Annotated in this window: 14 protein-coding genes; 12 read left to right on the top strand and 2 right to left on the bottom strand. The window is 51.7% G+C overall.

Annotated features, from left to right (window positions below):
• Positions 1 to 290: 290 nt before the first annotated feature.
• Both mqo and Q0L28_RS03760 read right to left on the bottom strand, forming a co-directional pair.
• Complete coding sequence (mqo, locus tag Q0L28_RS03765) at positions 291 to 1,766, bottom strand: malate dehydrogenase (quinone) (protein WP_296631816.1); 1,476 nt, start codon at positions 1,764 to 1,766, stop codon at positions 291 to 293.
• A 27-nt stretch (positions 1,767 to 1,793) separates the two neighbouring features.
• Positions 1,794 to 2,546 (bottom strand): VIT family protein, encoded by a 753-nt coding sequence (locus Q0L28_RS03760; protein ID WP_296631813.1) that lies wholly within the window; start codon positions 2,544 to 2,546, stop codon positions 1,794 to 1,796.
• 98 nt (positions 2,547 to 2,644) lie between these two features.
• Between Q0L28_RS03760 and thrS the strand changes: the two genes are divergently transcribed.
• The 12 genes from thrS (at position 2,645) to Q0L28_RS03700 (ending at position 15,177) form a co-directional block, all read left to right on the top strand.
• Positions 2,645 to 4,642, top strand: a complete 1,998-nt coding sequence (gene thrS, locus Q0L28_RS03755; protein WP_296631810.1) for a threonine--tRNA ligase — start codon at positions 2,645 to 2,647, stop codon at positions 4,640 to 4,642.
• Positions 4,643 to 4,644: 2 nt separating this feature from the next.
• Positions 4,645 to 5,190 carry an HIT domain-containing protein gene (locus Q0L28_RS03750; RefSeq protein ID WP_296631807.1) on the top strand — a complete coding sequence of 182 codons (546 nt, stop codon included), beginning with the start codon at positions 4,645 to 4,647 and terminating at the stop codon, positions 5,188 to 5,190.
• 40 nt (positions 5,191 to 5,230) lie between these two features.
• Complete coding sequence (pdxS, locus tag Q0L28_RS03745; RefSeq protein ID WP_296631803.1) at positions 5,231 to 6,136, top strand: pyridoxal 5'-phosphate synthase lyase subunit PdxS; 906 nt, start codon at positions 5,231 to 5,233, stop codon at positions 6,134 to 6,136.
• Positions 6,137 to 6,721: a pyridoxal 5'-phosphate synthase glutaminase subunit PdxT gene (gene pdxT, locus Q0L28_RS03740; protein ID WP_296631799.1), complete on the top strand. Its 585-nt coding sequence runs from the start codon at positions 6,137 to 6,139 to the stop codon at positions 6,719 to 6,721.
• Between the two features lie 50 nt (positions 6,722 to 6,771).
• Entirely contained in the window at positions 6,772 to 7,530 is a 759-nt protein-coding gene (locus tag Q0L28_RS03735) for a YebC/PmpR family DNA-binding transcriptional regulator (protein WP_296631797.1), read from the top strand.
• A gap of 6 nt (positions 7,531 to 7,536) precedes the next feature.
• Complete coding sequence (gene ruvC, locus Q0L28_RS03730) at positions 7,537 to 8,100, top strand: crossover junction endodeoxyribonuclease RuvC (RefSeq protein WP_296631794.1); 564 nt, start codon at positions 7,537 to 7,539, stop codon at positions 8,098 to 8,100.
• 13 nt (positions 8,101 to 8,113) lie between these two features.
• Complete coding sequence (gene ruvA, locus Q0L28_RS03725; RefSeq protein WP_296631791.1) at positions 8,114 to 8,719, top strand: Holliday junction branch migration protein RuvA; 606 nt, start codon at positions 8,114 to 8,116, stop codon at positions 8,717 to 8,719.
• Positions 8,712 to 9,734: a Holliday junction branch migration DNA helicase RuvB gene (gene ruvB, locus Q0L28_RS03720; RefSeq protein ID WP_296631789.1), complete on the top strand. Its 1,023-nt coding sequence runs from the start codon at positions 8,712 to 8,714 to the stop codon at positions 9,732 to 9,734. Before ruvA ends, ruvB begins: the two co-directional genes overlap by 8 nt.
• Positions 9,735 to 9,803: 69 nt before the next feature.
• Entirely contained in the window at positions 9,804 to 10,223 is a 420-nt protein-coding gene (yajC, locus tag Q0L28_RS03715) for a preprotein translocase subunit YajC (protein ID WP_296631786.1), read from the top strand.
• A gap of 19 nt (positions 10,224 to 10,242) precedes the next feature.
• Positions 10,243 to 11,907 carry a protein translocase subunit SecD gene (gene secD, locus Q0L28_RS03710; protein WP_296631784.1) on the top strand — a complete coding sequence of 555 codons (1,665 nt, stop codon included), beginning with the start codon at positions 10,243 to 10,245 and terminating at the stop codon, positions 11,905 to 11,907.
• Entirely contained in the window at positions 11,907 to 12,878 is a 972-nt protein-coding gene (gene secF, locus Q0L28_RS03705) for a protein translocase subunit SecF (RefSeq protein WP_296631782.1), read from the top strand. The genes secD and secF overlap by 1 nt, the downstream gene beginning before the upstream one ends.
• A gap of 55 nt (positions 12,879 to 12,933) precedes the next feature.
• Positions 12,934 to 15,177, top strand: a complete 2,244-nt coding sequence (locus Q0L28_RS03700; protein WP_296631779.1) for a bifunctional (p)ppGpp synthetase/guanosine-3',5'-bis(diphosphate) 3'-pyrophosphohydrolase — start codon at positions 12,934 to 12,936, stop codon at positions 15,175 to 15,177.
• Positions 15,178 to 15,181: the final 4 nt, after the last annotated feature.

The following is a 15,181-nucleotide window of genomic DNA, read 5'->3' as shown; positions in this document are numbered from 1 at the left end:
TTTGCTAGTTCGATCCCAGTATCGACCACCAATTTCCTTGGTATCGATACGATCGAAAAACGTGACCTCCAAATTCAACTGTCATTGAATTTGCTAGTTCGATCCCAGTATCGACCACCAATTTCCTTGGTATCGATACGATCGAAAAACGTGACCTCCAAATTCAACTGTCATTGAATTTGCTAGTTCGATCCCAGTATCGACCACCAAACATCCTCCGAACCAGTGACCGATAACGTCACAAACAAAAAATCCCGAAACCATTGGCTTCGGGATTATTCGTTTAAGGATTATTTGATGCCGAGGACTTTGGCAGTTGAGGCCAAAGATTCTGCGGCCTTGGTTGGGTCGGCATTCAATTTGGTGCCAAAACTCGGAATGAATGTCTTCAGTTCTTTTGACCACTTCTTGAATTCTTTTGGAAAGCTGCGCTCAAGCACTTGAAGCATCACGTGCACAGCTGTTGAAGCGCCTGGTGAGGCGCCAAGCAGACCTGAGATTGAGCCGTCTGCCGAGGTAATTACTTCGGTGCCAAACTGAAGCACGCCACCCTTCACTGCATCTTTCTTAATTACCTGCGCGCGTTGACCAGCGTCAAGCAATTGCCAATCCTTTGCTTTTGCATTCGGCACAAATTCAAGCAGCGATTCAAATTTCTTTGATTTGCTCTTTAGAAGTTCGCCAACCAAATACTTAATCAAGCCAAAGTTGCTTAGGCCAACTGCGATGTATGGAATTAAATTCGATGGTCGCAAAGATGCCGGCAAATCTAATAGCGAACCATTCTTCAAAAACTTCGGATTAGCGGTGGCGTATGGGCCAAACAACAAACTGGTTTTGCCATCAACCACACGGGTGTCAAGGTGAGGCACAGACATTGGGGGAGCACCAACCGAAGCCTGGCTGTAAACCTTCGCTTGGTGTTGCTTAACCAAAGCAGGGTTGTCGGTGCGCAGCCATTGGCCACCCACCGGAAAAGTGCCGTAGCCCTTGGCTTCTTCGATTCCAGATTTTTGCAACAGCTTGAGTGCCCAACCGCCTGCGCCAACAAAAACGAATTTGGCATTCACAAAGTGCATGCGGGTATTGCGCAAGTTTTGGGCCGTGATGTTCCAAGAACCATCATCGTTGCGCTCAAGCCCCTTCACCTCGTGTGAGGTGTGTAACTTCGCGCCATTTTCGGTTAGCCAGTCGAAGAGCTGGTTGGTGATTGAACCAAAGTCAACGTCGGTGCCAGATTCAATTCTGGTAGCTGCAATTGGTTCGCCGGGTTTGCGACCAGCGGTCAAAAGCGGCGCCCAGTGCCCAATGACTTTGGAATCGGTGCTGAATTGCATGCCAGCAAAAAGTGGCTGGTTCTTCAACGCCTCGAAGCGTCGTGAAAGGTAATCAACATTCTTTGCGCCGTGTACAAAAGTCATGTGTGGCGTTGCGTTGATGAAATCTGAATTCTTAAGAATTCCCTGCTCTACCAAGTAAGACCAAAATTGACGGCTTAACTGAAACTGTTCGTTGATTTCGATAGCTTTGGTCGCGCTAGGCAAGCTGCCATCTTTTGAGTCAGGCATGTAGTTGAGCTCACACAATGCAGCGTGACCGGTGCCTGCGTTGTTCCAGGCGAATGAGCTCTCTAGAGCGGTTGCTTCTAATCGTTCAAAAATTTGGATCTCAAGTTTTGGGTTTAGCAACTTTAGAAATGTTGCCAAGGTGGCACTCATGATGCCACCGCCAATAAGAACGACGTCGATTACCTTTGGATTGCTCACTAGGCAAGCATAACTTTCTCTAAGAACTTAGACGTTCTGGCCGACTAGCAAACCAATGCCGTAGGTGGTTGCCATGGTTAATAGGCTCACAAGCACGTTGCGAATAATTGCCTTGCCAGACTTGGCTCCACCGATTTTTGCGCCCACATAGCCAGTGATGGCCAGCGATGCAACCACTGCCACCACGGTGACTTGAATACGGAATTCGATCCAAGGGCCTGTGACCGCAAGCAAAGGTAGAAGCGAGCCGCCGGCAAATGCCACGAATGATGCGAGTGCGGCTTGGCCTGGGCTCGCGTGTGCCTCGGAGTCAATGCCAAGTTCGGCCTCTGCGTGGGCCTTGAGGGCATCCTTAGCAGTTAGTTCTTTAGCTACCTGCATTGCAGACTCAAGTGAAAGACCCTTCTGCTCATAAAACCAAGCCAGTTCGCGAAGCTCCATTTCAGGGTTATCGGCAAGTTCTTGGCGCTCTTTGTCGAGTGCGGCCTTTTCGCTGTCTTTTTGCGCGCTAACCGAGGTGTATTCGCCACCTGCCATCGAGATCGAGCCGGCAACCAAGCCAGCAACCCCGGCAATCAAGATCGCTCCAGAGTTGGTGGTTGCGCCAGCAACACCCATTACTAGGCCTGCGGTGGAAACAATTCCGTCGTTAGCGCCAAGCACACCGGCTCGAAGCCAGTTAAGTTTGGCTGCCATGGTGCTTCGCTGAAATTCCTGGCTAGCCATGATTTCTTCGTCGAGCTTGTTTAGGTCTGTTTTCTTGCTGGCTGGTGTAGTCATAAGCACCAGAAAACACCAGCAACGGCGCTGAGTCCAGCAAGGCTCGCCTAAGTTCAAGAAGTAGGATTGCTCTATTGATTACTTAGACGAGGTTTGTTGTGTCTGTTCTAAAGCTGACTGTTGACGGAGCGCCGGTTGAGGCCGCGCCAGGAGCCGATGGTTTTGGCCTTTTCACGACAAAGACCATCGTTGCGCAGCGCGTAAATGGTGAATTGCGCGACCTAGCCCACAAAATTGCCGATGGCGACGTCATTGAAGGTGTTGACATTTCATCCCCGGATGGCCTAAACATCTTGCGTCACTCGGCCGCTCACGTTTTGGCTCAGGCCGTGCAGAGCATCAATCCAGAAGCCAAGTTGGGAATTGGGCCTCCAATCAAAGATGGCTTTTACTACGACTTTGACGTTGAGAACCCGTTTACCCCCGAAGACATCAAGGCCCTTGAAAAGGCCATGGAGCGAATCATTCGTTCGGGCCAGCGTTTCATGCGTCGCGTAACCAACGACGGTGACGCTCGAGTTGAGCTAGCCAACGAGCCATACAAGCTTGAACTGATTGGTTTAAAGGGTGGCGATGTTGGCGAAGGCGCCGCCGAGGTTGGCGCCGGCGAGCTGACCATTTACGACAACGTTGACCCGCAATCTGGCGACACAGTTTGGCGCGACCTTTGCCGTGGCCCTCACCTGCCAAACACTCGCATGATTGGCAACGGCTTTGCGCTAACTCGTTTGGCATCTGCCTACTGGCGAGGCAATGAAAACAACAAGCAGCTTCAGCGTGTTTATGGCACTGCTTGGCCAAGCAAAGATGAGCTTCGCGCTCACCAAGAGCGTCTTGAAGAAGCAGCCCGCCGCGACCACCGTCGCCTTGGTGTTGACCTAGATCTTTTCTCTTTCCCAGAAGAAATTGGTTCTGGTCTTGCCGTGTTCCACCCAAAGGGCGGCATCATGCGTCGGGTGATGGAGGACTACTCACGCAAGCGCCACGAAGAGTCTGGCTATGACTTCGTTTACTCTCCACACATTTCGAAGAGCAACCTCTTTGAAATTTCAGGTCACTTGCAAACCTATGCCGACGGAATGTTTCCGCCGATTCGCATGGATGAAGAATTGGATGACGAAGGCAACGTTAAAAAAGTTGGTCAGGATTACTACCTAAAGCCAATGAACTGCCCTTTCCACATTTTGATTTACCGCAGCCAACCACGTTCATATCGCGATCTGCCGTTGCGCATGTTTGAATTCGGCACTGTTTACCGCAACGAAAAGAGCGGTGTGCTGCACGGTCTAACTCGCGTGCGCGGTTTGACCCAAGATGACGCTCACTTGTTCGTGACTCAAGAAAGCATGAAGCAAGAACTAACCGATGTGTTGAAGTTCGTGCTTGATTTGCTAAAGGACTATGGCCTAAACGATTTCTACCTTGAGCTTTCGACCAAGGAAGACGGAAATCCAAAGTTTGTGGGCAGCGATGAAATTTGGAAGACCGCAACCGAAACCCTTGAGCAAGTAGCCTCGGATTCCGGACTCGAACTGGTGCCAGACCCAGGAGGCGCTGCCTTCTATGGTCCAAAGATTTCGGTGCAGGCCCGTGACGCAATCGGTCGCACCTGGCAGATGTCGACCATTCAACTGGACTTTAACTTGCCAGAACGATTCGATCTTGAATACACCACTCAGGATGGAACCAAGCAGCGTCCAGTAATGATTCACCGTGCGTTGTTCGGTTCGGTTGAGCGTTTCTTCGGTGTGCTAACCGAGCACTACGCGGGTCACTTTCCGCCTTGGTTGGCTCCGGTTCAGGTTGTTGCAGTTCCAATCGCTGAAGCATTCTCTGAATACCTTCACGACATTGTTGGTGAATTACGCAAGCATGGTGTGCGTGCGCAGGTAGATGATTCAGATGACCGCATGCAAAAGAAGATTCGCAACCACACCATGGCAAAGGTTCCGTTCATGCTGATTGCTGGTGAGAACGACCAAGCTGCCGGTGCTGTGAGTTTCCGCTTCCGTGATGGTTCGCAAGAAAACGGAATTCCAGTTGCTGAAGCTGTGGCTCGAATTCTGAAGGCCATCGATGACAAGGTTCAGGTCTAAAAATGTCTGAGCCACGCGTTGAGTTGTCTTCAGAACTTCCTGGAGTGCCGAATGCGTTTCAGCACCTGTGGACTCCGCACCGTTTGGTTTACATTCAGCACGGCCAACAACCTGCTGATCACGAGTGCCCATTTTGCCTTGCCGTCAATAAGTCAGATGAAGAGAGCCTGATCGTTTACCGTGGCAAAACCGCATATGCTCTGTTGAATCTCTACCCATACAACTCGGGCCACCTCTTGGTCTGCCCTTATCGCCACATCTCTACCTACGATCTGGCAACACCAGAAGAAGTTGCCGAGATTGGTGAAATTACCCAGCAGGCCATGAGGGTTCTCAGCAAGGTATCCGGGGCTCACGGTTTTAACCTTGGGATGAACCAGGGCGAGGTTGCTGGCGCTGGAATTGCCGCGCATCTTCACCAACACATCGTGCCGCGCTGGCGTAATGATGCAAACTTCTTCCCGATCATTGCCGAAACCAAGGCATTACCAAGACTTCTTGGTGAAGTGCGCGAGCAGATTGCGCAAAGCTGGTCTTCTGTTTCGTAGTGTTTAGCACCGTCGCAGAGCAAGGTTTACACTTGACACTATGACTGATGCCCAAACTTCAAAACCTGTGACCGGTACCCCACTTGTAAAGCGCGGCCTTGCCGAGATGCTCAAGGGTGGCGTAATCATGGACGTAGTAAACGTTGAGCAAGCAAAAATTGCCGAGGATGCTGGCGCTGTTGCCGTAATGGCCCTTGAGCGTGTTCCCGCAGACATTCGCGCCCAGGGTGGTGTTTCTCGCATGAGCGACCCAGACATGATTGACAGCATCATCAGTGCTGTGTCGATTCCAGTGATGGCAAAGGCTCGCATTGGCCACTTTGTTGAAGCGCAAATCTTGCAGTCGCTAAAGGTTGACTACATTGACGAGTCAGAAGTATTGAGCCCGGCTGATTACGTAAACCACATCAACAAGTGGAACTTCGATGTTCCTTTTGTTTGTGGTGCCACCAACCTTGGTGAAGCGCTTCGTCGCATCACCGAAGGTGCAGCGATGATTCGTTCAAAGGGTGAAGCCGGTACCGGTGACGTTTCTGAAGCTATGAAGCACATTCGCACAATCAGCGGTGAAATTCGTGCGCTGGCTGCAAAGTCAGAAGACGAGCTTTATGTTGCGGCTAAAGAGCTTCAGGCACCGTATGAATTGGTTCGCGAAGTTGCCGCCTCAGGCAAACTCCCTGTCGTGATGTTTGTTGCCGGCGGTGTTGCAACTCCTGCCGATGCAGCTCTCATGATGCAGATGGGAGCCGACGGCGTATTTGTTGGTTCAGGAATCTTTAAGTCTGGCGACCCTGCAGCGCGCGCGAAGGCAGTGGTAAAGGCCACAACATTCTTCAATGACCCAGATGTATTGGCGCAGGTCAGCCGTGGTTTGGGAGAGGCCATGGTTGGCATTAACGTTTCTGACTTGCCGGCACCTCACCGTCTGGCTGATCGCGGCTGGTAATTGTCACTAACGGTTGGCGTTCTAGCGCTGCAAGGAGACTTTCGCGAGCACGCGGCAACCTTGCATGCAATTGGTGTTGAGTCGATTGAAGTTCGCCGCATCTCTGAACTTGAAAAAGTTTCTGGGCTGATAATTCCCGGCGGCGAATCCACGGTGATGCAAAAACTTGCCGTTGCTTACGATTTGTTTGAGCCGATCAAAAACAAAATTCACAACGGATTTCCGGTCTTTGGAACCTGCGCAGGTTTGATCATGTTGGCCGAAGAAATTCTTGACGGCATTCCTGGCCAAGCAGGCTTTGGTGGCCTCGACGTCTCAGTTCGTCGCAACGCCTTTGGTCACCAATTAGATTCGTTCGAAGCCGATCTCGAGTTCGCAGGCGTTGACGGCTTGGTACACGCGGCTTTTATTCGCGCCCCGATTGTTGATCGGGTAGGCGCTGGTGTTGAGGTGCTTTCAAAGCTTGATGATGGCCGCATCGTTGGTGTGCGTCAAAACAATGCCTTGGGCATCTCGTTTCACCCTGAGGTTGCGGGGGAGACCCGCATTCACGAGCTCTTTGTGCGCCAGATCAAAAATGCCTAATCGCCTTTGCTCTAAACTTAGAGAAATCTTTTTCGCAATCTAGGAGCATCATGTCTGGCCACTCCAAATGGGCAACGACCAAACACAAAAAAGCAGTAATCGATGGTCGTCGTGCAAAACTTTTTGCCAAGCTCATCAAGAACATTGAAGTTGCTGCACGCCTAGGTGGCCCAGACATCGACGGCAACCCAACCCTTTATGACGCAGTTCAAAAAGGCCGCAAAAGCTCATTGCCAAACGACAACATCGAACGTGCCATCAAGCGTGGCTCTGGTGTTGGCGCAGACGCAGTTGAATATCAGAACATCATGTATGAGGGTTATGGCCCTAACGGCGTTGCTGTTCTCATTGAATGTTTGACCGATAACAAAAACCGTGCGGCTGCCGAAGTGCGCCTCGCTGTTTCTCGTCACCACGGAACCATGGCCGACCCTGGCAGCGTTTCATATCAGTTCAGCCGCAAGGGTGTAATTGTGGTTGCCAAAGCTGACGGCGTTTCTGAAGACAGCATTCTTGAAGCTGTTCTGGAGGTTGGCGTTGAAGACATCGAAGACCGCGGCGAGCAGTTTGTTTTGACCACCGACCCGAGCGACATGGTTGCCGTGCGAACCGCTTTGCAGGCTGCAGGCATCGACTATGAGTCTGCAGATGTTGAGTTCATCTCTGGCATGCCAATTCAGGTTGATGCAGACACCGCTCGCAAGGTTATTGAATTGATCGACGCTCTTGAAGACTGTGAAGAAGTTCAGAACGTGTATTCAAACTTCGACATGACTCCTGAGGTTCTTGCAGAACTAGAAAACGACTAACAGCCAATGCGCATTCTTGGTATTGACCCAGGTCTCACCAGATGCGGTGTTGGAGTTATCGAGCTTGGCGCCTCTCGCAAAGTAAGTCTTATTTCGGTTGACACATTCACAAGTTCGGCAGATCTCGAGTTAAGTGAACGCGTGGGTTCAATTGGAGTTCGCCTTCAGCAACTGATCGCCGAATCAAAGCCCCAAGCAATTGCATTAGAACGAGTTTTTTCACAGCAAAACGTGCGCTCGGTAATGGGTACCGCTCAAATTAGCGGCGTAGTTTTGATGCTTGCTCATCAGGCCGAAATTCCTGTTTATCTGCACACTCCAACCGAGGTCAAACTTGCCGTCACCGGTTCAGGCCGTGCCGCGAAAGCTCAGGTTGGTGCGATGGTTGCAAAAATTCTTGGGCTAGCGGAAGTGCCAAAGCCTGCCGATGCCGCCGACAGTTTGGCAATTGCAATTTGTCACGCTTGGCGTGCGGCTGGATCAACGGCAACGCCATCCGGGGAAATGACTGGAGCCCAAAAGGCTTGGCACGCCGCCGAGCGCGCTGCCAGTGCTTCGAAGCGCCGTTAGTTAGTCTTATGCAGTGATTGCATCATTGCGCGGAATTGTTATGGCCATTGAGGCCAGCACCGCTGTGCTCGAAGTAGGCGGGGTGGGCTATCAAGTTCATGCCACACCAGCAACCCTCCGCTCGCTTTCGCTTGGTTCTGAATCACTAGTTTTCACTTCGCTGATTATTCGCGAAGATTCCCACACTCTCTTTGCCTTCGTCACATCTGAAGAGCAGCAAATTTTTGACCTGCTACGTTCAGTAACCGGCGTTGGCCCCAAATCGGCGCTTGCGGTGCTTGCGCAGCTTTCGGTTGACGCCATCAAGTCGGCCGTAGTTAACGACCAAGACTCAGTGTTTAAAGCTGTCAGTGGCATTGGGCCAAAAACCGCGAAACTAATTACGCTCACACTTGCTGGCAAATTGCAGATCAGCGGTGTGGCAATCAATTACACCGAAGAGAGCTCGAATTCGGCCACCGTGATTGCCGCAATCACTGGCCTCGGATGGCCTGAGCGCCTTGCCGAGCAAGCGGTAGCAGTTGCCTCACGTGATGGTGATTTGTCAACCGATGAGTTGCTGCGTGCAGCTCTTGCTCAACTAGGTGCTTCGAAATCGGTTGGGGCAACCGATGAGTGACGAGACTTCTCCATTGGCAGCCGATAACGAGTTGGCTTTTGAATCGGCACTGCGACCCAAGTCACTTTCTGAATTTGTCGGCCAGCACAAAGTTCGAGCCCAACTTTCGTTGTTGCTCGAAGCTGCCAAAATTCAAAACCGCACGGCCGATCACATTTTGTTGGCGGGCCCTCCGGGACTTGGCAAAACCACCTTGGCCATGATCGTGGCTCACGAAAGCGGTCGACCGCTCCGATTGACCAGCGGGCCAACTATCCAGCACGCGGGTGACTTGGCAGCTGTTTTGTCATCACTAGCACCGGGTGAAATTTTGTTTATCGACGAAATTCATCGCATGGCTCGCTCTGCCGAAGAAATGCTCTATTTGGCAATGGAAGACTTCCGCATCGATGTGATGGTGGGCAAGGGGCCGGGGGCAACCTCGATTCCTCTTGACCTAGCTCCGTTTACTTTGGTGGGCGCAACCACTCGTTCGGGCATGCTGCCGAACCCACTTCGCGATCGATTCGGATTCACGGCTCACCTCGAGTTTTATGAAGACAGCGAATTGGCGCAGGTTTTGGCGCGTGCCGCCGACAAGCTTGGCCTGCAGATTGAAAATCAAGCCCTTACCGAGATCTCAATTCGAAGCCGCGGCACACCAAGAATCGCCAATCGATTGCTTCGTCGCGTGCGCGACTTTGCCTTGGTTAAGGGCCATGAGTCAATCTCATTGGCCGATGCCCAGGGCGCGCTGAAGCTTTATGAAGTAGACGATTTAGGCCTTGACCGCCTAGACCAAGCAATTCTCGATGTCTTGGTGAATCGATTTGCCGGCAAGCCGGTTGGCCTATCAACCCTTGCTGTGGCGGTTGGAGAAGAGCAAGACACCATTGAGGCAGTAGTTGAACCGTTTTTGCTTCGAAAAGGTCTAATTGCACGCACCTCTAGGGGTCGCCAGGCGACATCCGCGGGCTTTCGACACCTTGGTCAAAACGCGCCTGCTGAAGAGGCTGACAAGGGTATTGACCTATAATTGAGCGGATGAGGCGCAGTTGCGTCTCTTGTCGTATTTATAGTCTTTTACCCAAAAAGTTAGGTCCTGATGCAGCCCACAGATTTGTTCCTCTTTGCAGCTCTTGCCGTAATGATCGTTTTCATGTTCCTAAGCTCACGCAAGCGCAAGAAGGCTGCTCAGGCACTTCTAGACAGCGTTAAAGTTGGCGCTTCAGTAATTCTTTACAGCGGAATCGTTGGCACCGTAGTTTCACAGTCAGACGACCGTTTGGTTGTTGAGACCACTCCTGGTGTAAAGATCGCCGTTCTAAAGGGTGCCGTGCGCACTGTTGACCTAAACGCAAAGCCAGTTGTTGCTGAGAAGCCAGCTGCCGCTGCTAAGGCTGCAGTTAAGCCTGCAGCAAAGAAGCCGGCCGCTAAGCCTGCTGCTGCAAAGCCTGCAGCAAAGAAGCCGGCCGCTAAGCCAGCAGCTAAGAAGCCTGCTGCAAACAAGCCAGCTGCCAACTAATACCCTCTAAGGATTTCCTGTGTCTGATTCATCTGTAACCAAGAGCGCTCGCAAGCGCCTTACCTGGCTGGGCGTTTTGATTGTTGGCTTAGCCGGCATCATTGGCCTAGGTTCTGTCACAAACGCTGGTGCATCATTTGCACCAAAGCTTGCGCTTGACCTTCAGGGCGGTACCCAAATTATTCTTGCTCCGTTGCTAGAAGACGGCAAGACAGTTACCGAACAACAGTTGTCTCAGGCAGTGGCAATCATTCGTCAGCGTGTTGACGCCAGCGGTGTAAGCGAAGCTTCAGTTAAAACTCAGGGAAACAACAACATCATCGTTGAGATTCCAGGTGTTCCAGACGAAAACACATTGAAGCTAATTCGCTCAAGCGCGAAGCTTGAGTTCCGTCCGGTTTTGCAGTCATCGCAGAGCGCCTCAGCAACCGTGGGTGCATCACCGTCACCTTCGACTTCTGCCGCTCCGGTTGCTCCACCTACCGGCACGACCCAGCAGATCTTCGACAAGCTAGACTGTTCAACTGCTTTCCGCACTCCGGGGCAAGTTGATGACCCAACCAAGGAGCTAGTCACCTGTGATGTAAACGGCTACGAGAAGTTCGTGCTTGGCCCGGTTGAAATTGAAGGCTCTGACATTTCAGATGCAAACGCCGGAACAGTTACTTCTTCTACCGGTGCATCAACAAACACCTGGGCAGTAAACCTAGACTTCAACGACGCCGGCACCAAGAAGTTTGCAGATGTAACTTCAAGGCTTTACCCGCAAAAAGAACCGTTGAACCGTTTTGCTGTGACTTTAGATGGCTACGTAATTGTTGCGCCAACCACTAACGCAGTTATCAGCAACGGAAGCGCACAAATCACCGGAAGCTTTGACAAGGACTCTTCAAAGTCTTTGGCTGATCAGCTGAAGTATGGTTCGTTGCCAATTGGTTTTGAGGTTCAGAGCCAAGAGAACATCTCGGCAACCTTGGGTTCAGAGCAGCTTTCATCAGGCCTTCTTGCTGGAGCCATTGGCCTCTTGCTAGTGGTTATCTACTCACTGTTCCAATACCGCGGCCTTGCAGTGGTCACCATTGGTTCGCTGGTAGTTGCAGCGATCCTGGTTTACCTATTTATCTCGCTATTGGCTTGGCGTCAGGGCTACCGCCTATCGCTGGCCGGTGTTGCCGGTTTGATTGTGGCCATCGGTATTACCGCCGACTCGTTCATTGTTTACTTCGAGCGCGTTCGTGATGAAATTCGTGACGGTCGCACACTAGGCGCGGCGGTTGATCAGGGTTGGAAGCGCGCTATTCGCACCATTCTGGTTTCTGGTGGCGTTAGCTTGCTTGCTGCGGTTGTGCTTTATGCGCTTACCGTAGGAAACGTTCGCGGATTCGCCTTCACTCTTGGTCTAACCACATTGGTGGACCTTGGTGTGGCAATGATCTTCACCCACCCGATCTTGCAGTTGCTAGCAAAGACTCGTTTCTTTAGCTCGGGCCACCCTTGGTCTGGCTTTGATTCAAAAGCACTTGGCGCAGCGGGTTATGTAGGTCGCGGCCAGTTCCGAACCTCAGCAAGCTTGTCGGCAGCCAAGGTTGCTAAGGCCTCTAAAGAAGCAAACAAGCGTCAAACCATCGCTGAGCGCAAAGCTGCTCAAGCAAATTCTGCCAACAAGGCAGGGGAGAACAACTAATGTCTAAGTTCAGTGATTTCGGTAACGACCTATACACCGGAAAGCGTTCATTCGATTTCATCGGCAAGCGCAAGGTTTACTACTCGATTGCCGTTGTGATGGTTATTTTGGCAGTTGTGCTGCCAATTGCACGCGGTGGCTTCAACTTCGGAATTGAATTCCGTGGTGGTTCAGAGTTCCGCGTTTCAGGCGCGAGCAACACCTCTCAGCAGCTTGCTATTGATGCAGTGCACTCGGTTGAAGCAAACATTGACCCTCTGGTAACCAACGTAGGCACCGATGCAATTCGTGTGCAGACCGAACAACTTACCGACGTGAAGTCTGAAGAGGTTCGTGTTGCGCTGGCCAAGGCCTATGACGTGAAGAGCGGCGCAGTCGCTAGCTCATTCATCGGCGCAAACTGGGGTGCGGATGTAACTGGCAAGGCCATCAACGGCCTTTTGGTTTTCATCGCACTAGCCGCAGTGCTGATGGCGCTTTACTTCCGCACAATCAAGATGTCACTTGCTGCAGTTATTGCACTGGTGCACGACTTGGTAATCACGGCTGGAATCTACGGAGCCACCGGCTTTGAAGTAACCCCGGCCGCTGTTATTGGTTTCTTGACCATCCTCGGATACTCGCTTTACGACACAGTGGTGGTCTTCGACAAGATTCGCGAAAACACCTTCGAGGTCGAATTCAGCGAGACAACAACTTTTGCTCAGCAGGTTAACTACGCAATTAACCAGACCTTGGTCCGTTCGATCAACACCTCAGTGGTTGCGATTCTTCCGGTTGCTTCGATTTTGTTCGTGGGCTCTGCTCTTCTGGGTGCCGGAACCTTGCGCGACATCGCTTTGGCTTTGTTCGTGGGTATGATCGTGGGCACCTACTCAACAATCTTTATTGCTGCGCCGCTTTACAGTCACCTTCGTGAAGGTGAAGCAAAGTTCCGCAAGGCGGCAAAAAAGGTTGCAGCAGCCAACTAGCGCTCATTGCTAAGCGCGACTTGTAGGCTGTTCTGCACAGAGAGATTGGCCCGAAGTGAGTGACGCAACACCAACCGGCAGCATCGCAACACTGCGATCACGCTTGCCGCGTTTGTTTGCCAGAAGTGGGCCTTACGCCGCAGAGCTAAACGAGATCATTCGTTTGGTTCGCGCCAATCACCCCAAAGCCGACATCTCGATTATTGATCGTGCGTTTGCGGTTGCTGAGGAAGCTCACCGACCACAAAAGCGCAAATCTGGTGAGCCTTACATCACGCACCCACTTGCCGTCACGTTGATCTTGGCCGAATTGGGCATTGGGCCAATCACACTCGCCGCGGCACTGCTGCATGACACCGTAGAAGACACCGACTATTCACTAGAGCAACTGCGCAAAGACTTTGGTGAAGAAGTTGCCATGTTGGTTGATGGCGTCACCAAACTCGACAAAGTAAAGTTTGGCGACCATGCCCAAGCTGAAACTGTTCGCAAAATGGTTGTCGCGATGTCAAAAGACATCCGTGTTCTGGTAATCAAACTGGCAGACCGTCTTCACAATGCTCGCACCTGGGGCTTTGTTCCCGAAGAATCAGCCAAGCGCAAGGCTCAAGAGACCCTTGAGATTTATGCACCGCTCGCGCACCGACTTGGCATCAACACCATCAAGTGGGAGCTTGAGGATATTTCCTTCTCAGTGTTGTATCCGAAGGTTTATGAAGAAATCGTCAACCTTGTAAAGCAGCGCACGCCTAAGCGCGAAGAGTTCATCGAGAGCGTGATTAGCGCTATCGAATCTGATCTGCGCGATGCTCGAATCAAGGGCAAGGTAGCCGGCCGACCAAAGCAGTATTACTCGATTTACCAGAAGATGGTGGTGCGTGGTCGCGAATTTGACGACATCTATGACCTCGTTGGCATTCGTGTTTTGGTAGCCGATGTCAAAGATTGCTACGCAGTTCTTGGTGCAATCCACGCACGCTGGTCGCCAGTGCCAGGGCGCTTCAAAGATTACATCGCAATGCCAAAGTTCAACCTCTATCAATCGCTGCACACCACAGTTATTGGCCCCGCTGGTCGTCCAGTGGAAATTCAAATTCGCACCTTCGAAATGCACCAGCGTGCCGAATATGGTGTGGCGGCTCACTGGAAATACAAGGAGCAGGTTGGCAAAACCGAGGCCACTAAGGATGAAGATCTAGCCTGGCTAAAGCACCTCACCGATTGGCAAGCTGAGACTCAAGACCCATCCGAGTTCTTGGACTCGCTTCGTTTTGAAATTGGTGCCAAAGAAGTTTATGTATTCACACCGAAGGGCAAGGTCATCGGCTTGCCAAGCGGAGCGACCCCGGTTGACTTTGCCTACACGGTGCACACCGAGGTTGGCCACCGCACCATGGGCGCCAAAGTTAATGGCCGCCTGGTGCCACTCGAAACAGCATTGCAGTCTGGTGACGTTGTAGAAATTTTCACTTCGAAGTCTGAGGATGCTGGCCCGAGCAAAGACTGGTTGAACTTTGTTAAGTCGCCACGTGCACGAGCAAAAATCAAGCAATGGTTTGCAGTTGGTCGACGTGACGATGCCATTGAGCAAGGTAAAGAAATGCTTGCCAAGGCAATGCGCAAGCAAAACCTTCCGCTGCAAAAGCTGATGGCTGCCGATGAACTTGTGAAACTAGCGGGGGAGTTGCGGTTTCCAGACGTTGCCGGTCTGTATGCCGCAATTGGTGACAACCACACATCTGCGCAATCGGTGGTTGAGAAGCTAACCGCAGCAATCAACGCAGAAGACGTTGATGAAACTGAATTCACGCTTCCATCTTCTCCACGAAGCATCAACCGTCAGCGCTCTACCGACTCAGGTATCTTGGTAAAGGGCGACGCCGATGTGTTGGTTAAATTGGCCCGTTGCTGCACGCCAGTGCCAGGTGACAAAATTATCGGATTCGTAACTCGCGGCAGTGGCGTTTCGGTTCACCGTGAAGACTGTAAGAACGTTGAAGAACTAAAGCACGAACCAGAGCGTTTGATGGAAGTAAGTTGGGCGCCAACTTCAAAGACCTTGTTCTTGGTTCAGATTCAAATTGAAGCGCTCGATCGCGCAGGTTTGCTTAGTGATGTCACCCGTGTGCTTTCCGAGCATCACGTGAACATTTTGTCGGCTTCGGTTTCAACCAGAAACGACCGAGTCGCACTCAGCAGATTTGTATTTGAGATGGGCGACCCGGCAGTGCTTGAGCACTTGCTAAATGCGGTGCGTCGAATCGAAGCCGTCTACGACGTGTATCGAGTTAGTTCGTAAATAA

The sequence above is a fragment of the Rhodoluna sp. genome (assembly GCF_024639375.1).
Taxonomy (GTDB): Bacteria; Actinomycetota; Actinomycetes; order Actinomycetales; family Microbacteriaceae; genus Rhodoluna.
Note: the sequence above shows the minus strand (reverse complement) of the source record. Positions and strands in the feature narration are given on the sequence as shown.

Bases quoted from the DNA above. Each gene is read 5' to 3' on its own strand.
- Q0L28_RS03760 (WP_296631813.1), bottom strand. From the start codon at position 2,546: ATGACTACACCAGCCAGCAAGAAAACAGACCTAAACAAGCTCGACGAA.
- Q0L28_RS03750 (WP_296631807.1), top strand. From the start codon at position 4,645: ATGTCTGAGCCACGCGTTGAGTTGTCTTCAGAACTTCCTGGAGTGCCG.
- pdxS (WP_296631803.1), top strand. From the start codon at position 5,231: ATGACTGATGCCCAAACTTCAAAACCTGTGACCGGTACCCCACTTGTA.
- Q0L28_RS03735 (WP_296631797.1), top strand. From the start codon at position 6,772: ATGTCTGGCCACTCCAAATGGGCAACGACCAAACACAAAAAAGCAGTA.
- ruvC (WP_296631794.1), top strand. From the start codon at position 7,537: ATGCGCATTCTTGGTATTGACCCAGGTCTCACCAGATGCGGTGTTGGA.
- ruvB (WP_296631789.1), top strand. From the start codon at position 8,712: ATGAGTGACGAGACTTCTCCATTGGCAGCCGATAACGAGTTGGCTTTT.
- yajC (WP_296631786.1), top strand. From the start codon at position 9,804: ATGCAGCCCACAGATTTGTTCCTCTTTGCAGCTCTTGCCGTAATGATC.
- secF (WP_296631782.1), top strand. From the start codon at position 11,907: ATGTCTAAGTTCAGTGATTTCGGTAACGACCTATACACCGGAAAGCGT.